The sequence below is a fragment of the Micromonospora sp. NBC_01412 genome, from assembly GCF_045040215.1.
Taxonomy (GTDB): Bacteria; Actinomycetota; Actinomycetes; order Mycobacteriales; family Micromonosporaceae; genus Micromonospora; species Micromonospora rubida.
In genome coordinates this window covers 7,257,477-7,284,314 of sequence record NZ_CP109528.1, presented here as the reverse complement: position 1 = coordinate 7,284,314, position 26,838 = coordinate 7,257,477, and the positions used below count along the sequence as shown (strand labels likewise).

15 protein-coding genes are annotated in these 26,838 nt (G+C 73.4%); 9 read left to right on the top strand and 6 right to left on the bottom strand.

Annotated elements, in window-relative coordinates; genetic code table 11:
• Positions 1-3 precede the first annotated feature (3 nt).
• The 3 genes from OG617_RS31765 to OG617_RS31755 are packed head-to-tail and all read right to left on the bottom strand — an operon-like array spanning position 4 to position 10,375.
• Positions 4-4,404: a MupA/Atu3671 family FMN-dependent luciferase-like monooxygenase gene (locus tag OG617_RS31765; RefSeq protein ID WP_405096563.1), complete on the bottom strand. Its 4,401-nt coding sequence runs from the start codon at positions 4,402-4,404 to the stop codon at positions 4-6.
• Positions 4,401-9,527 carry an amino acid adenylation domain-containing protein gene (locus tag OG617_RS31760; RefSeq protein ID WP_405096562.1) on the bottom strand — a complete coding sequence of 1,709 codons (5,127 nt, stop codon included), beginning with the start codon at positions 9,525-9,527 and terminating at the stop codon, positions 4,401-4,403. Before OG617_RS31760 ends, OG617_RS31765 begins: the two co-directional genes overlap by 4 nt.
• A gap of 14 nt (positions 9,528-9,541) precedes the next feature.
• Complete coding sequence (locus OG617_RS31755; protein WP_405104030.1) at positions 9,542-10,375, bottom strand: DUF5829 family protein; 834 nt, start codon at positions 10,373-10,375, stop codon at positions 9,542-9,544.
• 227 nt (positions 10,376-10,602) lie between these two features.
• Here OG617_RS31755 and OG617_RS31750 point away from each other — a divergent pair, with 227 nt between their 5' ends.
• The 7 genes from OG617_RS31750 (at position 10,603) to OG617_RS31720 (ending at position 17,578) form a co-directional block, all read left to right on the top strand.
• Complete coding sequence (locus tag OG617_RS31750; RefSeq protein WP_405096561.1) at positions 10,603-11,772, top strand: beta-ketoacyl-ACP synthase III; 1,170 nt, start codon at positions 10,603-10,605, stop codon at positions 11,770-11,772.
• Positions 11,773-11,805: 33 nt separating this feature from the next.
• Positions 11,806-12,048: an acyl carrier protein gene (locus OG617_RS31745; protein ID WP_405096560.1), complete on the top strand. Its 243-nt coding sequence runs from the start codon at positions 11,806-11,808 to the stop codon at positions 12,046-12,048.
• Positions 12,045-13,259 carry a beta-ketoacyl-[acyl-carrier-protein] synthase family protein gene (locus OG617_RS31740; RefSeq protein WP_405096559.1) on the top strand — a complete coding sequence of 405 codons (1,215 nt, stop codon included), beginning with the start codon at positions 12,045-12,047 and terminating at the stop codon, positions 13,257-13,259. Before OG617_RS31745 ends, OG617_RS31740 begins: the two co-directional genes overlap by 4 nt.
• Positions 13,260-13,310: 51 nt before the next feature.
• Positions 13,311-14,858, top strand: a complete 1,548-nt coding sequence (locus OG617_RS31735) for a GMC family oxidoreductase (protein WP_405096558.1) — start codon at positions 13,311-13,313, stop codon at positions 14,856-14,858.
• Complete coding sequence (locus OG617_RS31730; RefSeq protein ID WP_405096557.1) at positions 14,855-16,336, top strand: aldehyde dehydrogenase family protein; 1,482 nt, start codon at positions 14,855-14,857, stop codon at positions 16,334-16,336. The genes OG617_RS31735 and OG617_RS31730 overlap by 4 nt, the downstream gene beginning before the upstream one ends.
• Positions 16,337-16,520: 184 nt before the next feature.
• Positions 16,521-17,057 carry a flavin reductase family protein gene (locus tag OG617_RS31725; RefSeq protein WP_405096556.1) on the top strand — a complete coding sequence of 179 codons (537 nt, stop codon included), beginning with the start codon at positions 16,521-16,523 and terminating at the stop codon, positions 17,055-17,057.
• Between the two features lie 311 nt (positions 17,058-17,368).
• Positions 17,369-17,578 (top strand): MbtH family protein, encoded by a 210-nt coding sequence (locus OG617_RS31720; protein WP_405096555.1) that lies wholly within the window; start codon positions 17,369-17,371, stop codon positions 17,576-17,578.
• A 658-nt stretch (positions 17,579-18,236) separates the two neighbouring features.
• On the opposite strand, the gene OG617_RS31715 is transcribed toward OG617_RS31720, so the two are convergent.
• A complete protein-coding gene (locus OG617_RS31715) occupies positions 18,237-20,294 on the bottom strand; it encodes a glycosyl hydrolase family 28-related protein (protein ID WP_405096554.1) in 2,058 nt (685 codons plus the stop codon).
• A gap of 88 nt (positions 20,295-20,382) precedes the next feature.
• On the bottom strand, positions 20,383-22,500 hold the full coding sequence (locus OG617_RS31710) for a discoidin domain-containing protein (RefSeq protein ID WP_405096553.1): 2,118 nt from the start codon (positions 22,498-22,500) through the stop codon (positions 20,383-20,385).
• A gap of 229 nt (positions 22,501-22,729) precedes the next feature.
• On the opposite strand from OG617_RS31710, the gene OG617_RS31705 reads away from it, so the two are divergent.
• Positions 22,730-23,521: a hypothetical protein gene (locus tag OG617_RS31705; RefSeq protein WP_405096552.1), complete on the top strand. Its 792-nt coding sequence runs from the start codon at positions 22,730-22,732 to the stop codon at positions 23,519-23,521.
• A 146-nt stretch (positions 23,522-23,667) separates the two neighbouring features.
• Positions 23,668-25,245, top strand: coding sequence for a Na+/H+ antiporter (locus tag OG617_RS31700; RefSeq protein WP_405096551.1), 1,578 nt, complete (start codon positions 23,668-23,670; stop codon positions 25,243-25,245).
• Positions 25,246-25,320: 75 nt separating this feature from the next.
• Here the strand turns inward: OG617_RS31700 and OG617_RS31695 are convergent, their stop codons facing one another.
• Positions 25,321-26,667: a lanthionine synthetase LanC family protein gene (locus OG617_RS31695; protein ID WP_405096550.1), complete on the bottom strand. Its 1,347-nt coding sequence runs from the start codon at positions 26,665-26,667 to the stop codon at positions 25,321-25,323.
• Between the last annotated feature and the right edge of the window lie 171 nt (positions 26,668-26,838).

Below are 26,838 nucleotides of genomic sequence, written 5' to 3'. Positions count from 1 at the left end.
CGGTCAGCTCCTTCGCGCCCGGCGCGAGACGGCGGCGGACAGGGCGGCGGCGCGTCGCCCGGCGGCCTGCTGGGTCCCGGCCAGCGCGTCGGGGCGGTCGCCGGTGGTGGCGCGGGCGGCCGCGAGCGCGCGCACCGACGGGTAGCGGAACAGGTCCACCAGGGACAACCCGGTCACGTCGCGGGCCAACAGCCGGGCCCTGGCCTGGACCGCCAGCAGCGAGTTGCCGCCGAGGTGGAAGAAGTTGTCGTCGAGACCGACCCGGTCGCGGCCGAGCAGTTGAGCCCACACCTCGGCGATGGTCTGCTCGACGTCGGTCTGCGGAGCCAGGTAGCGGTCGGGCCCGGCGGCGTGCGGGTCGGGCAGCCGGTTGCGGTCGATCTTGCCGTTCGGGGTCAGCGGCAGCTCGTCGAGGACGGTGACGGTGGCCGGCACCATGTAGTCCGGCAGTGCGCGGGCCAGCGCGGCCCGGAGGGCCGCCGGGTCGGGTGCCGGGTTGCCGGCGTGGGCCGGCTGGCAGTAGGCGGCCAGGCTGCGGTGGGCACCGTCGCCGCGTACGACGACCACGGCGGCCCGGACGTCCGGCTGGGCGGACAGCACACTCTCGATCTCGCCGAGTTCGATGCGATGGCCGTGGATCTTCACCTGGTGGTCCAGCCGACCGAGGAACTCCAGCGTGCCGTCGGGGCGCCAACGGGCCAGGTCGCCGGTGCGGTACAGGCGGGAACCGTCGGCGGCGAACGGGTCGGGAACGAAGCGTTCCGCGGTCAGCGCGGGGCGGCCGTGGTAGCCACGGGTAACGCCCGGACCACCGAGCAGCAGCTCACCGGGCACGTTGACCGGAGTGGGCCGCAGGTCCGCGTCGACGACGTAGGCGCGTACGTCGGCCAGGGGGCGGCCGAGCGGCACGGTCGAGGCGACCGGCCGGTCACCGGTGACCCGCTGGGTGCTCGCCCACACGGTCGCCTCGGTCGGGCCGTACATGTTGTGCACGCCGCCACTGACCAGGCCGGCGAGGTCGGTGCCGAGCGCGGCGGGCAGCGCCTCCCCACCGACGAGCAGGCGGCGCAGGTCGCGCAGCGCCGCGCGGGTGTCGGCATCCTCGGCCAGCACACCGGCCAGCGACGGGGTGCACTGCAGGTGGGTGACGCGGTGGCGGCGCAGTTGCGCGGCGACGGGCTCGTCGGCCAGCGCCACCCGACGGCGGTCCTCGCTGATGTCCCGGGCGGCCCGCAGGTGCGGCAGGGCGGCCAGGACGTGGTCGTGGTCGACCCCGAAGTCGATCAGGCAGGCGACCTCGTCCACCTCGATCGCCTTGAGCCGGTCCACCAGGTCCCCGGCGGCCTCGGGGGTGCCCAGCAGGGCGGCGGTGTCGAAGAACCGGTCGAAGGCCTGCTCGACCAGGGCGTCGAGTTCCTCCTCGGGCAGGGCGCGGAAGTCGCTGCTGCTGCCGGACACCGCGCCGAGACCGGAGAGCAGGTCGAAGGAGCTCTTCAGGTATCCGCACAGCGGCGCGCGGACCAGCTCGCGCACCTGCTCGGTGTCGGTGCCGAGGAAGGTGTGCAGCATCAGGGTGACGTGGCCGGAGCCGGCGTGGCCGGCCTCGCGCCAGGCCCTGCGGTAGATGGTGATCTTCTCGCCGAGTTGTTCGACCGAGTGGCCGAGCAGGTGCGTGAGCAGCCCGGCGCCGATCTCGCCGGCCATCCGGAAGGTGTCGGGGCTGCGCGCGCTGGTGACCCAGACGGGCAGTTCGGGCTGCACCGGTGGCGGGTACACGCGCACGCTGACGTGGTCGCCACCGGGACGCGGACGGCTGACCGTCCCGCCCCGCCAGAGCCGGCGTACCTCGTCGATGCCCCCCAGCATCAGGTTCTTCCGGTCGGCGTACCGGTCCGGAGCGAGGACGAAGTCGTTCGGTTGCCATCCGGAGGCGACCGATATGCCGACCCGCCCGCCGGAGAGGTTGTCCACCACGGCCCACTCCTCGGCGACCCGGAGCGGGTCGTGCAGCGGTACGACGACACTGCCGGCCCGGATCCGCACCCGTTCGGTGATGGTGGCGATGGCGGCGGCGGTGACCGACGGGTTCGGGTAGAGCCCGCCGAAGTCGTGGAAGTGTCGTTCCGGGGTCCACACGGCGTGGAACCCGTGCCGGTCGGCGAAGCGGGCGCCCTCGACGAGCAGCCGGTACCGGTTGTCGGCGGCGCCGCCCCGGTCACCGCCGAAGTAGAAGAGGCTGAAGTCCATCGGCCGGGCCTGCACCTCGGCGGGCACCGGGGCGCCGGTGGCGGTCGCGGCGCCGGAGGTGGGTTCGTCACCCCGGACGACGACCTCGAAGCCGCGGGTGAGGGTCCACAGCAGCTCCAGCACGGAGATGTCGAAGGAGGCGCTGGTAACCGCCAGCCAGGTCGGCCCGACCGGGTCCCGGCCGCCGTCGGCGTCCGGACCGAACTCGCGGTCCATCCCCGCGAAGAAGGTACCCACGTTGCGGTGGGTCACCAGCACACCCTTGGGACGCCCGGTGGAGCCGGAGGTGTAGATGACATAGGCCAGGTCGTCGGCGCGCGCCGGCCCGGCCGCCCCGGTCGGTGCCGGGTCGGGGGGTGGGGTGCCGGGGGCGACGGTGGTGACCGGCGGGCCGCCCAGCCGGCCGGCGAGGTGGTCGGTGGTGACCACCACCCGGGTGCCGGAGTCGGCGACCATGAAGGTGAGCCGGTCGGCCGGCAGGGCGGCATCCAGCGGCAGGTACGCTCCGCCGGCCTTGAGGATGGCCAGCAGGGTCACCACCAGGTCGGTGCCGCGGTGCAGCAGGACACCGACCGGCACGTCCGCGCCGACGCCGTGGCCGCGCAACGTGGCGGCGAAGCGTTCGGCGCGTTCGTCGAGTTCGCGGTAGGTCAGCCCGGGCTGGTCGCCGGGGCCGGCGTCCCGCACGGCGACCCGGTCGGGGGTGCGCCGGGTCTGCGCGGCGATGAGGTCGTGGACGAGCACGTCGGTGCGGCGTTCGACGCCGGTGGCATTCCACTCGGTGAGCAGCCGGTGGCGCTCGTCCGGGGTCAGGACGTCGAGCTGGCCGACCGGGACGTCCGGACGGGCCAGGGCCGCGGCGAGGACCTGACGGAAGCGGGCGGCCATCCGTTCGGCGCTGTCGGGATCGAACAGGTCGGTGCTGTACTCCAGGCGGCCGGTCAGGTCCGGCCCGCGCCGGGTGAGGGACAGGGTGAGGTCGAACTTCGCGGTGGCGGTGTCACCGGGGACCGGGGTGACCGTGCAGCCGGGCAGGGCCAGCCCCGCCGCGTCGGTGTCGTGGTAGCTGAACAGCACCTGGAACAGCGGGTTGTGGGCCAGGTCCCGGCTCGGGTGCAACTCCTCGACGAGCTTCTCGAACGGCAGGTCCTGGTGAGCCAGGGCGTCGCGGGTCTCGTCGCGGGTCCGCTCGACGAGCTGCCGGAAGGTCGGGGCACCGGTCAGGTCGATGCGCTGGACCAGGGTGTTGGCGAAGAAGCCGACCAGTGGCTGGATCTCGGCGCGTTGCCGGCCGGCCACCGGCGAGCCGACGACGACCTGCGCCGTACCGGTGTGGGACTGCACGACGATGGCGAAGGCGGCCAGCAGCACCGCGAACGGGGTCGCGGCGGCCTCCCGGGCCAGGGCGGTCACCGTTCCGGTGACATCGGGGTCGAGACGCAGGTCCAGGTGCGCGCCGCGGTAGGTCTGCGTGGGCGGGCGGGGCCGGTCGGTGGGCAGGCTGGCCAGCAGCGGTACGTCGACGAGCCGGTCCCGCCAGTGGTCGACGAGCCGGTCGAGGGTGGCGCCGGTCAGGTGACCGCTCTGCCATTCGGCGAAGTCGGCGTACTGGACGGGCAGGTCGGGTAGCTGCCGTCCGGTGTAGGTATCGGTCAGTTCCCGCTCGATGATGGAAAGCGACCAACCGTCGCAGACGATGTGGTGGACGGTGAGGCACAGCCAGTGGTCATCCGGGCCCAGCCGCAACAGGGCGGCCCGCAGCACCGGCCCATTGACCAGGTCGAACCGGGTCCGCGCCTCGGCCCCGGCCAGCGCCGCGGCCTCGGCGGCGTCGGCCACGTCGAGCACGGCCAGGGGGGTCTCCGCCGGTGGCAGCACGACCTGACGCGGCTGGCCGTCCACCGCCCGGAACACGGTACGCAGCACCTCGTGCCGCCGTACCACCGTGGTCAGGGCCTGTCGCAGGGCGTCGACGTCGAGTGGGCCACGGATGCGGTAGCCCAGCGGGATGTTGTAGACGGGGTTGTCGGGGGTGAGCTGGTCGAGGAACCACAGCCGTTGCTGCGGGTAGGACAGCGGGTGGCTGCGCTGGGCCAGCCGTCGGGCCAGGTGTTGGGCCAGCAGGGCCCGCCGCGCGTCGGTGCCGGTGTCACTCATCGGTCCGCCTCGTTGTCCGCGAAGTCGTGCAGCAACTGGTCGACCTGCTCGGGGGTGAGTTGGTCGACGTGCAGCAACAGGTCCTCCATCCGGTGCCAGTCACCGGCTGCGATGGCACCCGGGCCGGCCGCGTCGCCGTCCGGCGTCCGGGTGTCGAGGGCGGCGACCAGCTCGGCGACGGTGGGGGTCCGCAGGAAACGGGCCAGTGCCACGTCGGTGCCGAACGTCTCGTTCACCCGGGCCACCAGCCGCATGGCGAGCAGGGAGTGCCCACCGAGGGCGAAGAAGTCGTCGTCGAGACCGACCTGGTCGAGCCCGATCAGGTCGGCGCAGATCGCGGCGACGGCCCGCTCGGTGTCGGTCCGTGGTGGCCGGAAGGCCACCCGCAGGCTGATGCGTTCGGCCTCGGCGGCCGGCAGGGCCGCCCGGTCGAGTTTGCCGTGCTCCGTGAGGGGGAGAGCGGCCAGGGACACGTACGCCGCGGGCACCAGGTAGGGCGGCAGCCGCTCGGCGAGCCAGGCCCGCAGGTCCGGGGCGCTCGGCTCGGCCCGGCCGGCCGCGGGAACGACGTAGGCGACCAGGCGTCGACCGGCCCGACTGTCGACGACGACCGCCGTGCCGGCCACCGCCGGGTGGTCGAGCAGGGTGTTCTCCACCTCGCCCGGCTCGATGCGGAAGCCGGAGATCTTGACCTGGCTGTCGACCCGACCGAGGAACTCCAGCACCCCTCCGGCGCGCCAGCGCACCACGTCACCGGTGTCGTAGAGGCGGGAGCCGTCGGCGCCGAACGGATCGGGGACGAACCGCTGCGCGGTCAGCGCGGGCCGGCCGGCATAGCCCCGGGCCAGGCCGGGACCACCGAGGTAGAGCTGACCGGGTACGCCCTCGGGCACCGGGCGCAGCTCGTCGTCGAGCACGTACGCGGTGGTGTTGGCGATGGGTCGGCCGATGGGCACGGAGGTGGCCTCGTCGGGCAGGTCGGTGATGTGGTGCACCACGGCGAAGGTGGTGGTCTCGGTGGGGCCGTAGCCGTTGAGCAGCCGGGCCGGGGCGTGCGGGCCGCGCAGCAGTTGACGGATGCGGACCGGGTTCAGCGCGTCCCCGCCGACGAGCAGGTTGGTCATGGTGGCGAAGCTGTCCGGCCGGTGCGCCATGACCTCGTTGAACAGGGCCGAGGTGAGGAACATGCTGGTGATGGCACCCCGACGCAGCTCGTCGCCCAGGTGACCCGGGCTCAGGATGGTGTCGCGGGGGATGACGCAGACGGTGCCGCCGTGCAGCAGGGCACCCCACACCTCGAAGGTGATCGCGTCGAAGGACGCGTCGGCGACCTGGGCGATGCGTTCGTGCGGGCCGAACCGGACGAAGTCGGTGCCGCAGACCAGGCGCAGGATCGCGCGGTGTGTGACGGCCACCCCCTTGGGTCGGCCGGTGGAACCGGAGGTGTAGAGCACGTAGGCGGCGCCGTCCGGGCCGGCGGGGGAGTCCGGGACGGCGTCGAGCTGATCATCCGGCCCGGCCAGCGGGTCGTCGCCGGTGACCACGTCCACGCCGTCGGTGGGCAGCACACCGGCCAGGTCGGCCCGGGTGACCACCACGCGGGCCCCGGAGTCCGCCAGCAGCCAGCGCAGCCGTTGCGCCGGGTAGCCGGGGTCGAGCGGGACGTAGGCGCCGCCGGCCTTGAGGACGGCCAGGAACGCGGTGATCAGGTCGCTGCCGCGTTCGAACAGGACACCGACCGGGGTGTCGGCGCGGACGCCCCGGCGGCGTAGCAGCCGGGCCAGCCGGTCGGCGCGGGCGTCGAGGTCGGCGTAGCTGAGGGTCTGCCCGGCGGACTCGACGGCGGGGGCGTGCGGTCGCCGGGCCACCTGTTCGGCGAACAGGTCGGGCACGGTGCGGTCCGCCGGGAAGGCGGCGGCGGTGCGGTTGTACGTGTGGACGATCCCGTCCTGCTCCTCCGCCCCGAGCAGCGGCAACCGGCCGACCGGCTGGTCGGGGTCGGTCATGGCCGCGTCGAGCAGCCGGATGTAGTGCCCGGTCATCCGCCGCATCGTCGACGCGTCGAACAGGGCGGTGGCGTACTCCCAGATCAGGGTGATCGGCGCGGTGTCGTCGCGGTGGCCGTGCCCGGCGTGCTGTTCCGCGCGGGGCAGGACCACGATGTTCAGGTCGGTCTTGGCGGTGCTGTTGTGTCGTTCCAGGACGGTGCCGGTCAGCCCGCCGAAGCTCAGCCGCGGCATGGGGGAGTCGTGGAAGCTGAACATGGCCTGGAACAGCGGGTTGCGGGATGGGTCGCGCACCGGGTCGAGGGCCTCCACCAGCCGGTCCAGCGGCACGTCGGCCCACTCGTAGGCACGCGCGGCGCGGGTGTGCACCCGGCGGACCAGATCGGTGAAGCCGGGACGGCCGGACAGGTCGACGCGCAGCGGCAGGGTGTTGACGACCATCCCGATCATGCGTTCGGTCTCGGCGAGCCGCCGGTTCGCCACGCCACTGCCGATGATCATGTCGTCCTGGCGGGCGTAGCGGCTCAGCAGGGCGGCGAAGCCGGCGAGCATGGTGGCGTAGAGGGTGACCCCGTGCCGGCGGCTGTACGCGCGCAGCCGCTCGCACAACTCGCCGGCCAGGTCGATCCGCAGCGCCGCGCCGGTGAAGCTCTGGGTCAGCGGGCGAGCCCGGTCCAGGGGCAGCGCCAGCTCGTGCGGTGCGCCGGCCAGTTCCCGGGTCCAGTGCGACAGGTGCCGGTCGAGCGTCTCACCCCGCATCCACCCGCGCTGCCAGAGCGTGAAGTCCCGGTAGCGGCAGGCCACCGGCGGCAGGTCCGGCTCCCGCCCGGCGGCGTAGCTGCCGTAGAGGGCGGTGAGCTCGTCGATGAGGACGGCGAAGGACCAGCCGTCGTGGACCAGGTGGTGTTCGACGTGGACCAGAGTGTGGTCGTCATCGGCGTACCGGATCAGCGCCCACCGGGCCAGCGGTGGGCTGGCCAGGTCGAATGGTTCGCGCAGATATTCGGCCACGGTCTGCTCGGCCCGCTGGCCGCGTTCCGGCTCGTCGTACGCGGACAGGTCGACCAGCGGGAGATCGATGGGGCGGTGGGCCGCGGTGCGTTGCTCGGGACCGTCCGGACCGGCGACGAAACCGGTACGGAAGATGTCGTGGCGGCGGATGATCTCGTTGAGCGCGGCCCGTAGTGCCGCCCGGTCGAGCAGCCCGCGCAGCCGGATGGTGGCCTGGGCGTGGTACGCCCGGTTACCGGGGTCGAGCTGGTCGAGGAACCAGATCCGTTCCTGGGGCAGGGACAGCGGCACGACCGCGTCGGGGTCGGCCGGGCGCAGCGGCGGTGGGCTGGGTGCCCGCTCGGTGTCGTCGGCGTCGTCGAGCGCGGCGGCCATGGCAGCCACGGTGGGGGATCGGTAGATGACCCCGACCGGCAGCTCACCACCGAGCTCGGCGCGGACCCGCGCGGCGAGCCGGCCGGCCATCAGCGAGTTGGCGCCGAGGGCGAAGATGTCGTCGTGCACGCCGAGGCGCTGGTCGGCCGGCACGGGGTCCGTGGCGCTGGTGTGGCCGAGCAGGTCGGCGACGAACCCGGCGAGGAGCTGCTCGGTGCCGGTGCGTGGGACGGTGACGGTGTCGGTGAGGCCGGCGCTGGCCCGGTCGGGTTCGGGCAGGGCGGACCGGTCGATCTTGCCGCTGACGGTCAGCGGCAGCGCGTCGAGGGTGACCACCACGTCCGGCACCAGGTAGGCGGGCAGCCGTTCGGCGAGGTAGGCGCGCAGCCCGGTCGGGTCGTGGTCGCTGGCGGCGTACCCGACCAGGCGGGTGCCGTCGCCGGAGCCCCGGGCGACCACGATCGCGTCGGTGACGGCGGGATGCCCGGCCAGCACGGCCGTCACCTCGTCCGGCTCGACCCGGTGCCCCCGTAGCTTGATCTGGTGGTCGATGCGGCCGACGTACTCGAGGGTGCCGTCGGGGTGGCGGCGCACCTGGTCGCCGCTGCGGTACCGACGTACGCCGGGCGGACCGGCCGGGTCGGGGACGAACCGCTCGGCGGTCAGCGCGGGCCGGGCATGGTAGCCCTGGGCGACGCCGGCTCCGCCGATGACCAGCTCACCGACCTCTCCGTCGGGTACCGGACGGCCGTCGGGGTCGACCACGGCGACGTGAACGCCGGTGACCGGTACGCCGATGGACGGACGCCGGCCGTCGGCGTACACCTGCGCCACGGTGGCCCAGACGGTGGCCTCGGTGGGGCCGTAGGCGTTGTACATGCGCCGGCCGGGAGCCCAGCGCCGCACCAGCGGCGCGGCGAGCGCCTCACCGGCGCAGATCAGCACGGCCAGGTCGGGCAGGGCCTCGTCGGGCAGGACGGCCAGCACCGACGGGGGCAGCGTGAGGTGACTGATCCGCCGCGTCCGCAGGGTGGCGACCAGGTCCGGTCCGGGGGCGATGGCGGCCCGGTCCGCCAGGACCAGGGTGGCGCCCGTGGCCAGCGCCATGGTGGTCTCGAACACCGAGGCGTCGAAGCTGGACGGGGCGAACTGGAGGACCCGGTCGCCGGGGCCCACCCCGAACGCGTCGGCCTGGGCTCGGACCAGGTTGGCCAGGCCACCATGGCTGAGCAGGACTCCCTTGGGACGTCCGGTGGACCCCGAGGTGTAGATCGAGTAGGCGAGGTGCCGACCGGTCGACGGCTGCGGCAGCGGATCGGGTGCCGGCCCGGAGTCCGCCACCGCCTCGGCCGGGTCGACGCGGCGTACCCGCCCGGCGGGCAGCCGATCCATCGTGGACGTCTCGGCGACGACCAGCTCCACGCCGGAGTCGGTGAGCATGTAGGACAGCCGCTCGGCGGGGTAGGACGGGTCGAGCGGCACCCAGGCACCGCCGGCCAGCAGGACGCCGAGCACCGCGACGACGGATTCGATCGACCGGTCCAGGGCGATCCCGACCGGTACGTCGGGCCCGACGCCGTGGCGGCGCAGGTGGCGTGCCATGCCGTGGGCGTGCGCGACCAGTTCGGCGTAGCTCAGCGACCGGTCGGCGGACTCCACCGCGACCGCGTCGGGGGTACGGGCGGCGTGTGTGAGGACCGCCTCGTGGAACAGCACGGAATCGCCGGGCATCGACGTACCTATCCTCATGCCGGTGGGGTGAACGTCCAGTGGGCGGTGCCGTCCTGCCGTAGGACCAACCGCGAGGTGCCGCCGAAGACGAACGCCTGGTTCCGCTGCGGTGCCTCGTGCAGGTCCGTGGTGATGTCGAGAACCCCCTCGGGGGCGGTGGCCGAGCCGACGAGGGTGATGTCGACGCCCGGGCCGGTGATCCGGTACGTCGGGCCGGCGTCGGAGGCGGCATCACCGGTGGGCCCGGATGGGGCGGGCGTGACCCGGTAGCCCATCGCGGTGAGCGCGTCGGCCATCCGGGCGGCCCGCTGCGGGCGGGCCCGCAGGGTGACCGCGGTGATGTCGCGCAGCCACCGCCGGTCGTGGGTCCCGGCGCCGAAGGCCGCGTCGAGGTAGCCGCTGCGCAGCAGTTCCCCGTCGGGTCCCCGGCGGGCGGACACCGAGTCGAAATACTCTCCGGTGACCTCGTTGAGGAACATCAGCAGCGGGCTGTCCTCGCCGAGGTCGACCCGCAGCATGTGGTACCAGGGCCTGGGCTCGCCGGTGTCGGCGCTGCCGCGGTGCACCAGTTCGTAGCGACCGCCGGGGCCGGTGTCCAGCACCTCCCGGGCCCGCTGCACAGAGCCGGGGTGTTCGAAGGAGAAAACCAGCCCACCGGTGAGACGGTGCGATCCGGGAAGCGCGCCGTCGAACAACTCCAGCAGGGTGTTCTCGCCGGCCACCCCGAGTGCCGAGTACTGCCCGGCAACCGAGCTGGTGACGTTTTTCGGTTTCACCCGGGCGAATTGTTCACGCAGCATGTCGCAGGCGGATATCTCTTGGAAGGTGGCCCCGTCGAGCAATACCACAACGTGGTCCAGTAGTGGGGCGGGAATAGCGTGCGCATGGCCCTGCGCGAATGGCACGTCGATTTCCTCTCGTCGTTCTATGGACGCTCCACCACGGGATTCAGGCGTGATCAGCCTAATTTCGCCGCTGGGCCTTCGAGTACTGGGGGAAACCCCACCGGGCAGAACCTAGGGGGCGCGGTGCGGGTGTCGCGGTGTTAACTGGCTACTGGCTAGAACTCAAAGAGATGCAAGGGATTCAATATGAATCTACCTATTCGGCGGGTACCGTGACGACCCGGTCGGCAGTGCTCGCCGGGGTGGGTGGCTGGGTGCCGCCGCGCGTGGTCACCAACGCGGACCTCTCCGCCGGACTGGACACCTCGGACGAGTGGATCCGGTCCCGCACCGGCATCGCGCAACGCCACCTCGTCGACCCCGGCATGTCCACGGCGGACCTGGCAGTCGAGGCCGCCCGGCGGGCCCTGGCCTCCGCCGGGACGCCCGGCGTCGACGCCGTCGTGGTCGCCACCATGACGCCGGACCGGTCCTGCCCGGCCACCGCACCCGAGGTCGCCTCCCGGCTGGGGCTGACCGGGGTGGCCGCCTACGACCTGGGTGCGGTCTGCAGCGGGTTCGTCTACTCCCTGGCCACCGCGGCCGGCCTGATCGCCACCGAACTCGCCGACCAGGTCCTGGTCATCGGCGCCGATGCGCTCTCCAGCGTGACCAACCCGGCCGACCGCACCACCGCCGTGGTCCTGGCCGACGGGGCGGGGGCGTTCGTGCTGCGCGCGGGCGGACCCGACGAGCCCGGCGCACTCGGCCCCTTCGACCTCGGCAGCGACGGAGGCGGCAGCGACCTGATCCAGGTGGCCGCCGGTGGAGCCCGCCAGCGACTGTCCGGTCGGCCCACCGACCCGGCCGACTTCTACTTCACCATGGACGGACGCGAGGTGTTCCGCAACGCGGTCACCCGGATGGCCGCCTCGTCCCGCACCGTCGTGCGGCGCGTCGGCTGGCAGCTCGACGAGGTCGACCGGGTGGTCAGCCACCAGGCCAACAGCCGCATCCTCAGCGCCCTCGCCGACGAACTCGATCTGGACCGGAAGCGAATCGTGTCCAACATCGACCGGGTCGGCAACACCGGTGCCGCCTCCATCCCGCTGGCCATCGCCGACGCCGACGCCACCGGTGTGGTCACCGCTGGCGATCGAGTCCTACTCACCGCCTTCGGCGGGGGCCTGACCTGGGGATCGACGGTACTCGTCTGGCCCCGGTTGCGGCCCGCCGAGCGGCCGGAAGACCCACCGAAACCCGCCGTCGCGACGGACCCGGCCGGCGCCGGGACGGAACCCGCCCCGGCGCCGCACCAACCGACGTCCGAGCCGCCGGTCGCCGGCCCGGCGACGCGGTGACCCACGGACCACGGACCACGAGGAGCGTGTGACATGACCGACGTCTACCAGCAGATGGTGGAGATCCTCACCACCCGCTTCGAGACGGAGCCCGACGAGATAGGTCCGGACGTGACCTTCGAGGAACTGGACCTGGACTCGCTGTTCATGGTGGAACTGGCCCTGGTCCTGCAGAAGGAGTTCAACATCAGGATCGCTGACGAGGACGCCACGCCGCGTACCACCATCGGCGGGCTCGCCAGCGTCATCGAAGCCTCGTTGGCCCGCGCGGCGTGACCGGGATGGAGACCGCCGTCACCGGCCTGGGACTGGTCACCCCGGGCGGGATCGGCGTGGCGCGGACCTGGCAGACGGTCTGCGCCGGGGTCTCCACGGCGACCCACGACCCCCACCTGGCCGGCATACCCGTCGACCTCTCCTGCCGGGTGCCGGACTTCGACCCGCGCGCCGCACTCGGCCGCCGCCACTGGCAGTACGACCCGATCGCGCAGTTCGCGTTGGTGGCGGCCCGGGAGGCGGTGGCCGACGCCGGCCTGGACCCCGCGACCTGGGACGGCGCCCGGGTTGGCGTGGTGATCGGCTGCGGCATGTGGGGGGTGTCCACCACGACCGCCCAGCATGGCGTCCTCGCCGCCGAGGGGCCGCACGGGGTCTCCGCGCTGACGCTGCCGATGATGCTGTCCAACATGGCCGCCGGCCACGTCGGCATGGACCTGCGCGCGGGCGGTCCCAACCTGGTCACCGCCACGGCCTGCGCCTCCGGCAGCACCGCCATCGGCCTGGCCCATGACCTGCTGCGCAGCCGGACCTGCGACGTGGTGGTGGCCGGAGGCACCGAGGCCGGCATCACCCCGCTCGTCGTCGCCGGGTTCGCGCAGATGGGGGCACTGTCGCGGCGCGCCGACCCGACCGCGTCCCGGCCGTTCGACGTCGGCCGGGACGGCTTCGTTCTCGGTGAGGGGTGCGGCCTGCTGGTCCTGGAACGCGCCGAGGACGCCGCCGCCCGGGGTGCCCGGGTCCGGGCCCGGCTGCTCGGCTTCGGCGCCAGCGCCGACGCGTACCACCCCACCACCCCCGATCCAGAGGGCCGTGGTGTCGAGCGGGCCGTGCGGGCCGCGCTGACCGGAGCCGGTCTCGTACCGGCCGACGTGGACCACGTCAACGCGCACGCCACCGGCACGCCCGCCGGTGACCTGGCCGAGGCGCGGGTACTCCACCGCCTGCTCGGCCCGTCGCCGGTGGTGACCGCGAGCAAGGGGTCGCTCGGCCACGCCCTGGGTGCCGCCGGTGGGATCGAGGCGGCCCTGACCGTGCTGGCGGTGCAGCACGGTCTCGTCCCGCCGACCGCGAACCTCGACGAACAGGACAGCGCCGTCGACCTGGACGTGGTCACCAAGGCAGCCCGAGAGCAGCGCATCGAGGTCGCCCTCAGCAACTCGTTCGGCTTCGGTGGCCAGAACGCCGTCCTGGTGCTGGCCGCCGCCTGACACCACACGTCGCCCGGCGGGCACCTCGCCGGGCGGAAAGGGGCAACACACGTGACAGCGACACCTGCCGGCGCCGACGTCGTCGTCGTCGGTGCCGGATCCGCTGGCTGCGCTCTGGCCCGCCGGCTGGTCGAGCGCGGACTGCGCGTGGTCGTACTCGAGGCCGGCGGCGAGGACACCAACCCCGACATCGGTACGCCCGGACGGCTGGCCCACCTCTGGTTCGCCGAGGAGGACTGGGCATATCACACCGTGGCGCAGCCACACGCCGGGCGCCGGCGACTGCACTGGCCGCGCGGACGGGTTCTCGGCGGCTCCAGCGCGCTCAACGGCATGATCTGGGCACGGGGTGCCGCCGCCGACTACGACCACTGGGCGTACCTCGGTAACGACGGCTGGTCGTGGGCGGATGTCCTACCGGTGCACCGGCGCATGGAGGATTTCGATGCCGTGTCCCCGCTGCGTGGCACGGGAGGACCGATCCACGTCATGTCCCAGTACCGCCCGGATGCGATCTTCGAGTCCTGCATCAAGGCGGCGCAGGAGATCGGGGTCGGGATCAACCCCGACTACAACTCCGGCGAACTGGACGGGGTGTCGCAGACCCAGCTGACCATCCGGGACGGCCAACGGCAGAGCGCCGCCGTCGGTTACCTGCGTCCCATCCTCGACCATCCGGGGCTCACCGTCGTCACCCGTGCGCACGCCCGCCGGCTGCTGTTCACCCATGACCGCTGCACCGGGGTCGAGTGGACGCGCGACGGGCTCACCCACACCACCCACGCCGACGTGGAGGTGATCGTCTCCGCCGGCACCATCGAATCCCCCCGGCTGCTGATGCTCTCCGGCATCGGTGACGCCGCCGAACTGCGCCGGCACGACATCGACGTCCGGGTGCACCTGCCCGGGGTGGGCCGCAACCTGCACGACCACCTGCTCAGCCCGGTCATCTTCAGTACCGCCCGCCAGGTCGGACGTTCTCCCGACCTGTCGCCGATGCAGAGTCACCTGTTCTGGCGTACCCGGTCCGGCCTGCCGGTACCCGACGTGCAGGCGCTGCACTTCCCGGTCCCGATGTACCAGCCGGGGATGTCCGGCCCATCCGACGGGTTCACCCTCCAGGCCGGCCTGGTGCGCCCGGTGAGCAGGGGACGGATCAGCCTCGTCGGCGGCGACCCGCATGCCGGGCTCGACATCGACCCCGCGGCGCTGGCCTGCGCGCAGGACGTCGACGCGCTCGTCGAGGCGGTGATCCTGTGCCGGGAGATGGGTGCCGGTTCAGCCCTGGCCGGCGAGTGGGGTGCGCGGGAGGTCTATCCGGGCTCGACGGTGCGTACCCCCGACGACCTGCGCGCCTACGTACGCGCCACCGCCGGTACCTTCCACCACCAGGTCGGCACCTGCAAGATGGGTGCCGACGACCAGGCGGTGGTCGACGCCCGGCTGCGGGTGCACGGTGTGCGGGGACTACGCGTCGCCGACGCGTCGATCATGCCGGCGGTGACCACCGCCAACACCCATGCCCCGGCGGTCCTCATCGGCGAACTGGCGGCCGACTTCGTCACCGCCGGCCACCACGCCCGGCAGGAGCAGTCGTGACCCCGGCGACGATGACCGACCAGGTGTGCCGGCTGTTCATCGACGGCGACTGGCTCGAGACGGCACCGGGCGGGTACGGCACCTCGCTGGACCCAGCGACCGGGCAACCGCTGGCCCGCTACGCCCAGGCCGGCCCGGCGGACGTCGACGCGGCGGTGGCCGCAGCCCGCGCCGCGCTCACCGCCCCCGCCTGGGCCCTGATGACGGCCGCCGCGCGGGCCCGGCTGCTGTGGCGGGTCGCCGACCTGATCGACGAGCATGCGGACACCCTCGCCGAACTGGAGACCCGCGACCAGGGCCAGCCGCTGCGCGCCGCCCGTGGCTGCGTGGCCGCCGCGGCCGAGCACCTGCGCTACTTCGCCGGCTGGTGCACCAGGATCGAGGGCAGCACGGTGCCGGTGTCCTACCCGGACACGCTGCACTACACCCGCCGGGAACCGGTGGGCGTGTGTGCCCTGATCGTGCCGTGGAACTTCCCGCTGCTGATCGCGGTCTGGAAACTCGCCCCGGCCCTCGCCTGCGGCAACGCCGTCGTGCTCAAGCCGGCCGAACAGACTCCGCTCACCGCCGCGTACCTGGTGGAGCTGTGCCGGCAGGCCGGCGTACCGGCCGGCGTGGTCAACCTCGTCACGGGCGGGCCGGACACCGGCCGCGACCTGGTCGCCCACCCCGGGGTGGACAAGGTGTCGTTCACCGGCTCCACCGCTGTCGGCCGGGAGATCGGGCGGGTCTGCGGCGAGCAGCTCAAGCGGGTGACGCTGGAACTCGGCGGCAAGGCGCCGGTGATCATCGCCGGGGACGCTGACCTCGACGCCGCCGCCGCCGGCTGCCTCAGCGGCGGGCTGGTCAACAGCGGCCAGTCCTGCACCGCCTACACCCGGCTGTACGTGCAGCGAACGCGGGCCGACGAGTTCGCCGAGAAGCTCGCCACCATGGCCGGGAAGGTGCGGGTCGGTCCCGGCCTGGCCCCCGACAGTCAGCTCGGTCCGCTCATCTCCGCCCAGCAGTTGCGGCGGGTGGACGACCTCGTGCGCACCGGTACGGCCGAGGGCGCCCATCTGGTCACCGGGGGAGGGCGGATCACCGCCGGCCCCCTCGCTGCGGGCTTCTTCTACCAGCCGACCGTGTTCAGCGGGGTAGCTGACGAGATGACCATCGCCCGGACGGAGATCTTCGGTCCGGTGCTGTGCGTCCTGCCGTACGACGACCCGGCGGAACTCGTCGATCGGGCCAACGACAGCGACTACGGGCTGTCCGCAGCGGTGTGGACCCGGGACCTGACCACCGCTCACCGGCTCGCCGGGGCGATCCGGGCCGGGGCGGTCTTCGTCAACATGCCGCCACAGCCGGATCCGGCCGGGCCGTGGGGCGGCGTCAAGGCCAGCGGGGTGGGCCGCGAGATGGGCGCCGCCGCGATCGAGGCCTACACCGAGATCAAGGGGGTGTGGCTGCACACACCCGCCGCTGACCACCCCTGACCGGGCCACCCGGCGGGTGCCGAGCGGAGCCGGGTGGCGGCTCGAGACCAACCGGACCACCAACGTGCCCCTGCCCCCGCCGGAACACCGGCTGTGGGCCGTTGCCGGTGTACGGGAGAACCATTCGTACGAGCGGCGGGTAGCAGACCCGACCGTCCAGCACCCAGCACCGGGGAGGAACGCCATGACCGAGCCCGTCGACGACTCTCCGCCGGTTCGCGCCGATCCGGAGACCCTGCGGGCGGTGCTGCGCCACCAGGCCAGCACCGTCACCGTGGTCACCGCTCCCGGCGCCTCGGCGGTCGGCTTCACCGCCACGTCGTTCACCTCGGTGTCACTGCGGCCGCCGATCGTCCTGTTCTGCCTGGATCTCAGTTCGTCGAGTTGGCCCACCGTCTCCCGGGCCCGGCACGTTGGCGTGCACCTGCTCACCCGTCAGCAACAGGAACTTGCCCAGAGGTTCGCCACCAGCGGGATCGACCGGTTCGCGGCGCCGACCCGCTGGCGGCACGGGCCCGAGGGGGTGCCGATCCTCGACGACACCCTGGCCTGGCTGCTGTGCCGGGTGATCGACCGGGTGGTCGCGGGTGACCATGCTGTCGTGCTCGCCGAGCCGGAGCTGCTGCGGCACAGTGAGGTCGATTCGCCGCTGCTCTACCACCGGGGCCGGTACGCGGACCTGGCCAAGCGACCCGAGCCGGTCGCCGGGCGAGCGGCTTGAGCCGCCGACGTGGGTGTTTCAGCGCTGGCTCCGGGCGGAACCGATCCTCGCGCCTGCCGGGCGTCCGAGGACCAGCGTGCCGTGACCGTACCGGAGCCGCCGGCGGTCACCCGAAATCGCCGACAGCGAAGTCGACACCCGGAGCATCGTCGACCTTGATTTACCGTAATGGATGTAATTTGTTACTTCGCCTCTGCGTGGGGCGATCAATCGGATATTGTGATGGCCCTCGATGGGGCAACGCATCGGCTGGTTGGTCGTTATAATCCTCATGTCTAATCTGTGGGCACCGCCGCACCTGGAGAGCAGCGATGGAAGAATCTGAGGAACTGCGCCGATACCACGTCGTGGTCAACGACGAGGAACAGTATTCGATCTGGTCGGAAGGATCGGAGATTCCGGCTGGGTGGCGGGCGGTGGGCGTCACCGGCGACCGGGCTACCTGCCTGGCGCACATCGAAGAGGTCTGGACCGACCTACGCCCGCGCAGCCTACGGGAGCATTTGGAAACGCAGGGCTGATCCCGACACCACCGCACCATTGCCACCTGCCGGAAACCGGTGTGCCCCGCCTTTGGGTCCGCCTCGCCAAGATGGGTGATCGGCAGCCCGGGGATTTCGCCGCGACCGCTCAACCTCCCTTTTGGTAGGGCATTGTCGGGTCCGGTGGCATTGGTCGCGGCCCGGCCCTGGCCCGGTCGTGAACGGCACCATCGGGGCGCGCGAGACCGTGTGCGCCAGCGACCTGTTCGTGCGCACCGAGCGCGCTGGCCGCGGCCCGGGCGGCCGGACTGCGGGTGGCGCCCGTGCCCGAACGGGGCGTGTGCGGGCACCCTCTACCGGGGCCAGACGTTCCTGGTGGAGGGGCCGCGCAGCGGCGGCTGCGTCCACGGCTTCCGCCTACGGCCACGTCAACCGGCGGGCTGTCGCGGACCAGGTGGCGTCGCCGCCGCGCTTTGGAGCTGATGTCGTGAACGGGTCGCTGTCCCGCTCTGATGATGCAGACGACTCAGCTCCATAGGCGGCGGGTAGGCAGTCGGGGCTGCTGCCCCTGGGACCACGGCCCACCCGTGGAGCAACCCCGTTCCCCTCGGTGGCCGGTCGGCCCGGCAGCCGTGGGTCCCGGCGGCCGGAGCCCACGGCGGCCGGCGGGCGGTGACCACCGCCCGCCGGCCTCACCTCACCAGGACGCCGGTGGCGGCGGCGGTACGACCGGCGGGCGGTCGTCGCAGGTGATGGTGTTCGGCAGCAGCCACGGGGCGAGCCAGCCGCCGTCGTTGCCGCCGAGGTCACTGAGGGCGAACTCGGAGCCGGCTGGGGTGAAGTGGAACGACCCGCAGTTGTTGACCCCGACCGCGCCGACGTTGCGGGCGTCCACGTTGCGGAACGAGGCGGAGCCGGCCGAGCGGGCGCTGACCACCGACGTGCCCGTCCCGTCGACCCGGATGTCGCGGAACTGGACGTTCCTGATCGAGTAGAGGTCCTTCACCGGCCAGTCGCTGACCAGCATGACGGCGTTGTACGTGCTGTCGAGGTAGTGGTCGCCGACCACCTCGACGGTCGCGTCGATGTCCCGGTCGAGGGCGTAGAACCAGATGGCCCCGAGTCCGATCTTCCAGTTCAGCTCGTACGTGCCGGCGCGGGCGGTGGTGTTGCCGGTGATCAGTAGCCGCCCGGTGAACGCCTCCGCGCCGAAGCGGGACCCGACGTGGATGGCGCTGCCCTCCCGCACCGGGTCGGCGACCAGGTTGTTCGACACGGTGTTGTCGGTGCCGCCGTACAGGGCGATGCCGTTGGCGAGCACCGGCGACTGCACGGTGTTGTGGTCGAACCTGTTGCGGGCGTTGCCGACCTTCTCCGACCACATCGCGAGCCCGTCGTCGCCGGAGTTGCGGACGAAGGTGTGCGCGACCAGCGAGTCGGTGACGCCGGTGTGGAAGTTCAGCCCGTCGGCGATCTGGTCGACGATGACCGTGTTCGTGACCCGCACGTCGCTCATCGGCCCGTCGAACCAGATGCCCACCTTCGTGTGCCGCAGGTGCAGCCCGTCGATGGTGGAGTCGCTCATCGCGCCGCCGATCGCGTTGACCTGGTCGGTGTCGATCCGCTCGCGTACGTCGCCCTCGATGGCGAAGCCGGAGAGGTGCACGTTGCGGCTGCCGCCGTCGGCGGCGTCGCGGCCGTAGAAGCCGACGCCGGTGTGCACCGAGCCGTTCGGGGCAGGCGTCGGCAACGCGACCTCGTGCCCCTTGACGATCGTGTACCAGCTGCCGGCGCCCTCGATCGTCACGTCGTCGACGATGATGTGCCGGTTCACCTGGTAGGTGCCCGGCGGCAGGTAGACCGGCAGGTCCGCCCGCCGGGCGAAGGCGATGGCCCGGTCCAGGGCGGCGGCCGAGTCGCGCCGGCCGGTCGGGTCGGCGCCGAAGGCCAGCACGTTCGCGGCGGCGAGCCGGACCCGTGGCGGGCCGACCAGCTCGGAGTCGAGCAGGTCGATCACGGTCCAGGCGGCATTGCTGCCGGCGGGGACGGTGAGCCGGATCCGGTCGCCCGCCCGGTAGGCGCGGCCGAGCAGCAGGCGTTGCTCGTCGTAGAAGTGGCTGGGGCGGAACGGGGTGGGGATGCTCGGGTACGGGGTGGTGGCCGACGGCACGCACCCGCACTCGGTGATCCACCAGTCCGGGTGCAGCAGCCCGGCGGCCGGGTCGTTGGAGAACGGGTACTGGTTGTAGAGCCACGCGTACTGGGAGGTGAGGGTCATCGTCCGGATCCGCCGCTGGTTCACCGCGACGTCCAGCGGCGCGGTGATGCCTCCGCCGCCCGGCGCGTCCGGGATGCTGTAGCGCACGGTGATCGCGTTGGCCGCGCTCGGCAGGGTGAACTCGACGTACCGGCCGGGGGTCAGCCGGACCGCCCGGCGGCCGGAGGCCTCCGCCGGCAGGGTGTAGGCGGTGCGGTCGGGGCCGATGACCTCGCCGTCCGTGGCGGCGTTCTCCGCCTCCTGCTCGGCGAAGCCGACATCGGCCCCGCGCCCGGAGACCAGCCCTGGGTCGAGGCCGGCCCGGGTCACCACGGGCCCGCCGCCGGTGGCCGGGTCGGCGGCGGCCGGGCCGGGCGCCCCGGCCAGGACGCCGAGGGCGGTCGCGAGCGCGACGGCGGAGGCGACGACCGCCGGGGAACGGCGCCGCGGTGGTCGCCGCGACGACCACCGCGACGCCGGGATGATGCTCCGGGACATGGGTGACTCTTCTCCTTGGGGTGGTGGGAGCCGGCCGCGCGGCGGCCGGCGGTGTGCTGCGGCGGGCGTGGGGGACGCCGCGCCGCCACTAGCCGGCGTACACCTCCAGCTGGGACAGCTGCGCCGCCGGCCAGCCGGTGTTGCCGGTGAAGCGGATCCGCACGTGCCGGGCGGGCGTGGCCGGCACGGTGAGCGTCACCTGGTTGCCGGTGGCCGGGTCGAAGACCCGCCCGGCCGACACGACGAGGGTCGTCCACCCGGCGCCGTCCGGGCTCGCCTCGACCGACAGCGTCTGGGTACGCCGCTGCCAGGCGGCGGCCGGCGGAAGCCGCAGCACGATCCGGCCGACGCCGACGGTCGCGCCGAGGTCGACGCCCACCCACTGCGGGAACGCGTCGGCGGCGCTCTCCCAGTAGCTGTCGGGGTTGCCGTCGACGACGTTCGCGCAGCCGTAGGCCTGGGCGTGGCCGCTCTCCGTGGCCGGCCTGCCCCGGGCGAGGTCGGCGCCCGGGGTGGGGGTGTCGGGCGTCGCGTACACCGCGACCTGGGCGAGCTGGGCCGCCGGCCAGGCCGTGTTGCCCGTGACCGTGACCCGGACGTGCCGGGCGGCGGTCGCGGGCACGGCGAGGGTCGCGGTGTTGCCGGTGGCCGGGTCGAACCGGACCCCGGACGGCCCGGCGAGCGTCGTGAAGGTCACGCCGTCGGTGCTGCCCTGCACGCTCAGCGTCTGGGTGCGCGCCTCCCAGCCGGCCGGCACGGCGAGCACGATCCGGGCCACCTGGTGGGCCGCGCCGAGGTCGACCTGCCACCACTGGGGGAAGGCGCCGTTGGTGGACTCCCAGTAGCTTCCCCGGTCGGCGTCGACGGCGTTGCCGGCGGCGAACCCGCCGTTCTGGCTGCTCGCCGACGTCGGCCGGCCCGCGGCGAGGTCCCCGCCGGGCTGGGGGCCGCCGCCGAGCACGGGCGGCGTCGGCCGTACGGCGGTGAGGGCGAGTTGGCCCTTGAACATCCGGCCGCCGTCGGCGGTGATCCGCAGGTAGTAGTCGGCGGAGCAGGCGGTGCCGTCCTCGTCCAGCGCCCGGATGCCCGCCCCCGCCGGGGTGGTCGCCTGCGTCTCGCTGGTCTTGGCGATCTGGTTGCCCTCGTTGAACTCGTCGAACATGGACACGTAGAGGCCCTGGGCGCCGAGCCGGGTCATGTTGTAGAGGTGCCGCCAGTAGAAGTCGCCGTGGCGGCGGTGCCCGGACGACAGGTCGCCCGGCAGCACGCAGGGCTGGTAGTCGATGCCGTGCGTGATGCAGTCGGCCTGGTCGGGAACGTTGACGTTGGTGTGGAACCAGTCGAGCCCGTCCAGGGTGCCGGTGCGGCCGACCATCCACGGCGAGATCATGTGGAACGCGTGGTAGACCTCGGAGAAGCCCGGCCGGGAGTCGTTGATGCCCTGCCGCCAATAGGTCGGCACGCCGCCGATGACGTAGCAGCCCTGGGCCCTGAACCAGTTGACCACGTCGAGGCAGGCGGCGGGCGCGAAGGGGCGGCCGTCGTCGTTGAAGCCGAAGCCCCAGATGCAGACCACGGGCCGGCCGTTCTGCCGGGCGTACGCCGGGGAGGCGGTGTGCGCGGACATCCGGTTGGTCCAGTCGTCCTTGATCTGGGTCTGCATCGACGTCCAGCCGGTGACGTCGTACATGATGTAGAACTTGCGGCCGAAGCGCTCGGCCGCGCCGCGGACCTTGACCGTCATGGCGTCGCGCGTGGGCCCCTCGTCGCCGACCGGGTTGAACCGTTGCAGGGCGGCGGTGTCGCAGCCGTACTCCTGCATCCAGCGGAAGTGGGTGTCGACCGTCTGCTGGTCGTAGGAGGAGAAGAGCTGCGCCGGCTGGCCGTTGCCCAGGGCCGGGTACGCGGTGGAGTAGCCGCGGGCGTACTCCCGCATGTCCGGCCAGGAGACGATGGTGGTGTTGGCCGGGGCCGGCGGCTGGAACCGGTCGCGGCTCCAGTGCCACCAGCCGCCGATCGGCGCCCCGTCGCCGGGGCAGCTGAACCAGCCCTGGTAGCCGACCGAGATCTTGCCGACGACGTCGCCGGGCGGGCTGGCCGCGAGGGCCGTGCCGCGAAGGGCTGACACCAGGTCGGTCGGGGAGGCTGCGGCGAGGGCGGATCCCGCTGCGAGGGATCCGATCAGCCTCCGACGGGACACCGCCATGGCCCTGCTCCTTCCGTTCGTTTCGAAGATGCATCGATGGCCATCGTGTCAGCAGCGGATTGCTGCGTGCAAGAGTCGAACGTGTCAGAGAAACGTTTCGACTGAGCAATGAAAGAAACCGGCGGATCCGGTCCACCGTGGTGGGGTCGCCCCGCTGCCGCCCGACGGGCCGTACGGCGCGGCGGCGAGTCGTCCGGGCCGGCGGGCGGCCCCGGTCGACAATGCGGCGGTGACGACATGGCACGCGGAGCAGAGCCGGCCGGGCGGCACGCCACAGGCCCCCGTGGCGGCGCACCGGCCCGGGCCGGCCGCCCCGGTACCGCAGCCGGCGCTCGACTACTACCTCGTCCACCCCGACGGCCCGGGCGGGAGCGTCGCCGCGCCGGAAGGGCTCGTCGTCGAGGAGTTCGTGCTCGGCGAGGACTGGGCGGCGGTGCGCCTCGACTCCGCCGCGTGGACGCCGGCGGACGGCCACTGGTGGGACTGCGCGGCCTTCAGCCGGAGCATCCGGGTCGACGCCCACCTGCGCCGCCGGGTGGTCGGGGTGCCACGGCACGAGGCGGCGACCGCCTACCGCCTGCTCGGCGGCGGCGAACTGCCCGGCGAGGAGGCGTTGCGCGGCCACTTCCACGACGGGCAGCCGCTGTCCACGGCGGCCCCGCTGCGGCTCAACCCCCACCCGGCCGGCGCCGGGATGCGCGACAGCCGCGTCTACCGGGTCCTGTTCGCCGCCGACCTGCGCCCGGACGGGCTGGCGAACCTGCGCGGCGGCTGGCGGATGGCGAGCACGGGTGACCCCGCCGACCCGGAGGCGAGGGTCATCGGGGTCGCCTCCCGCCGGGTCGGGGCCGACTCCTTCACCTGGCACCTGCGCCGGATCGGCGCCGGCGGCCCCTGGTGCCTCGACCTGAGCGCCGACCTCGCCGGCGGTGCCGACCCGCTCGGTCCGCTGCTGCGCGAGCTGACCGCGGCGCTGCGGATGCAGGGACTCATCCCCGTCACGATCGAACGCTTCTCCTGACCCCGGCCCGGCGGTGCCGGTCGCGCCAATAGGCCGGTTCCAACCTCCGGCATCCGGCCGCCGTAGAACCATGGTGGGGCGGGCGCCCCGGGACCCCTCGACCCGGACGGCCGCACGCCGACGGTAAGGGGCGACGAGGGGACGACGTGGACGGGCTCGTGCTGATCGTGGTGCTGGCGGCCACCGTGCTGCTCGGCACCACCCTCGGCGGGCGCTACCGCGTCGCACCGCCCGTCCTGCTCATCGGCATGGGCGTGCTGCTGGCGCTCGTCCCGCCACTGTCCGACGTGGTGCTCGAACCGGACGTGGTGCTGCTGCTGTTCCTGCCGGCGATCCTCTACCGGGAGAGCCTCACCGTCAGCCTGCGGGAGTTGCGCGCCAACCTGCTGGTCATCGTCCTGCTCGCCGTGGCGCTGGTGGCGGTCACCATGGTCGCGGTGGCGGTGGTCGCCCAGGCGGTCGGGGTGGCCGGCCCGGCGGCCTGGGTGCTCGGCGCCGTGCTCGCCCCGACCGACGCCGCCGCCGTCGCCGGCCTGGCCAAGCGGCTGCCCCGCCGGTTCCTCAACATCCTGCGCGCGGAGAGCCTGATCAACGACGGCACCGCGCTGGTCCTCTTCGCCGTCGCGGTCGGCCTGATCACCGGCGGCGCCCCGCCGGGGCCGCTCCCGCTCCTGGAGCGGGTCGCCGGATCGTTCCTCGGCGGCGTCGCGGCCGGGCTGGCGGTCGGGGGCCTGGTCGTCCTGGTACGCCGCCGCCTCGACGACCCGCTCCGGGAGGGCACGCTCAGCGTGCTCACCCCGTTCGTCGCGTTCCTGATCGCCGAGGAGCTGCACTCCAGTGGCGTGCTCGCCGTGGTGGTCGCGGGCCTGGTGCTCGCCTACGCCGGGCCCCGGGTGATCCGCGCGCCCTCCCGGGTGATGGCCCTTGCCTTCTGGGACCTCAGCACCTTCCTGATCAACGGCGGACTGTTCGTGCTGCTCGGGATGCAGATCCCCCGCGCGCTGCGCGGGGTCACCAGTACGTCCCTGGCGCGGGCGCTGGTCATCGCGGTGGTGGTCGCCGCCACGGTGCTGGCGACCCGGATGGCCTGGCTGCACCTGTCGGCGTACCTGCTGGAGCTGATCGACCGCCGCAGGTCGCAGCGGGCCCTGCGGGTCGGGTGGCGGATCCGCACGGCCGCCGGCTGGGCCGGCTTCCGGGGCGCGGTGTCCCTGGCCGCGGCGCTCGCGGTGCCACTGTCCACCCCGGCCGGGCATCCGGTCCACGAACGCGATCTGATCATCTTCTGCACGGCGGTGGTGATCGTGCTGATCATGCTGGTCCAGGGCACCACCCTCCCGCTCGTGGTCCGGTGGGCGGGCCTCATCGGGGACCAGCAACGGGTCGACGAGGTGCGCCGGGCCCGGTTGCGGGCCGCGGAGGTCGGGCTGGCGGCGCTGCCGGAGGTGGCGGGTGGGCTGGGCGCGGCGCCGGAGGCCGTCGACCGGGTGCGCCTCGACTACCAGGCCCACCTCGACGGGATCCGGGCCGCCGACGTGGGGGAGGAGTCCGAGCGGGCCCGTGACCTCGAGCGCCGGCTGCGGCTGGCGGTCCTGGAACGCAAGCGCCGCGAGATCACCCGGCTGCGCGACGCGAACGAGATCGACGACACGGTGCTGCGGGAACTCCAGGCCGTGCTCGACATCGAGGAGATCCGGCTGCTGGGCCCGGCCGCCCCCGAGTGACGACCCGACCCGAACCTCCGCCGACCGCCGCCCCACCGGCTACGGGCAGCACCGGGGTCGCGGTGCCGGCCGTCCTCACACCGTCGCGCCGGCGCCACCGGCGGACGCGACGCGCAGCGGCTGCGGGACTGCCCACCACTGCTCGGGCCGGTCGACGACGACGGCGGTGGTCGGGGCCTCGCACACCCGGGCGAGGCGCAGCAGGAACGCGGCGATCCCTGCGGCACCCTGCATCCACGCCGTCCCGGGTGGGAGCAGGGGCGGATCCCGCCGGTGCTCCACGAACCGCCACCGGGCGCCGGCGTCGTCGCGGACCGCCCGCTCGACCAGCGCGTCGCCCATGGTCCGGGCGGACCGCAGCAGCAGCTCCGCCCCGGCCCGATCGGGGCAGCCCTGGGCGGCATCGAGCAGCATGTCGCCGACCCCCGCGGTGCCGCAGCAGCGGCCGTCGTTGTCCCAGAAACCCGGGCGGAGCCGGCGCGGAAGCCCGGCGGCGAGCACCGAACGCAGACAGCGTTCCCGCAGCTCACCGACCGTGAACCCGGCGACCTGTTCGACCCCGGCGAAGGCTAGCGCGGCGAACAGGTACGACGTCCCCGTCGGCCCGTGGCACCAGCCGTACGTCACCGGCTCCACCTCCCGCCGGGAGGCGGGGATCGTGTGTGGCACGACGAAACCGTCGTCGTCCAGGCAGCCCACGGCGACCAGGTGCCGGGCACCCGCGCGGGCGGCGTCGAGGAAGTCGTCCCGGCCCAGCGCGTGCCCGGCGACCGCCAGCGCCGTGGCCACCCCCGCCGTGCCGTGCGAGTAGTTCGGCGTGCTCGACGAGTGCCCCGGCCGCAGGCGCCAGTCCAGCCCGGCGGCGGTCGGCTCGGCCACCCGCAACAGCGCCTCCCCGCCGGTCGACATGATCGCGGCGGCGGCCTCGCCACCCGCCCAGGCGGCGGCCAGCACCACGCCGGCCGTACCCATGATCAGGTCGGTGAGTGGCCCCCGATGGTCCGGCCCGACGTCCAGGGTGGTGTTCCACCCCGCCGGGGTGCGCAGTTCGGCGAGCCGACGCAGCGCGATCCCCTCCCGTCCGGGGGCGAGCAATCGCAGCGCGAACACGTCCCCGGCCAGCCCGTCGCACAGGGACGGCTCGGCGCGCACCGCCGCCCCGGCCGACAGCCGGGTCACGATCCCCGCCCCGAGTGACCGCTCGGCGTCCGTCAGCGCCCGGTGCCGCTCGACCTCGGCCAGGACCGGGGCCAGCCCGGCGATCCCGGCGTACAGCGAATCGCGGTCCCCGGCCGGCCCCTCCGGTGGCCCGTCGTCGGCGACCGACTCCGGCAGCCACGGACCGTCGTCCTCGCGGACCTGGCCGAGCACCCACGCCCACCCGGCCTCGCCCAGTTCGCGGTACCCGACTACGTCTGTCATCCGGCTACCGTATCGACGGGCGCGGCACGCCCTGACGGTGGCCGCGCCGGGGTGCGCATCCTGGACCGGCTGACCGCGCGGGGAGAGCCATCCCCCGGTGATGCCCGCCACGGCTGACGCACCACACACCCCGCCAGCAGCAGGGGGCAGGCCCGTCCCACCCCCACCCCC

Bases quoted from the DNA above. Each gene is read 5' to 3' on its own strand.
- OG617_RS31765 (WP_405096563.1), bottom strand. From the start codon at position 4,404: ATGAGTGACACCGGCACCGACGCGCGGCGGGCCCTGCTGGCCCAACAC.
- OG617_RS31760 (WP_405096562.1), bottom strand. From the start codon at position 9,527: ATGCCCGGCGATTCCGTGCTGTTCCACGAGGCGGTCCTCACACACGCC.
- OG617_RS31750 (WP_405096561.1), top strand. From the start codon at position 10,603: ATGCAAGGGATTCAATATGAATCTACCTATTCGGCGGGTACCGTGACG.
- OG617_RS31745 (WP_405096560.1), top strand. From the start codon at position 11,806: ATGACCGACGTCTACCAGCAGATGGTGGAGATCCTCACCACCCGCTTC.
- OG617_RS31725 (WP_405096556.1), top strand. From the start codon at position 16,521: ATGACCGAGCCCGTCGACGACTCTCCGCCGGTTCGCGCCGATCCGGAG.
- OG617_RS31720 (WP_405096555.1), top strand. From the start codon at position 17,369: ATGGAAGAATCTGAGGAACTGCGCCGATACCACGTCGTGGTCAACGAC.
- OG617_RS31715 (WP_405096554.1), bottom strand. From the start codon at position 20,294: ATGTCCCGGAGCATCATCCCGGCGTCGCGGTGGTCGTCGCGGCGACCA.
- OG617_RS31710 (WP_405096553.1), bottom strand. From the start codon at position 22,500: ATGGCGGTGTCCCGTCGGAGGCTGATCGGATCCCTCGCAGCGGGATCC.
- OG617_RS31695 (WP_405096550.1), bottom strand. From the start codon at position 26,667: ATGACAGACGTAGTCGGGTACCGCGAACTGGGCGAGGCCGGGTGGGCG.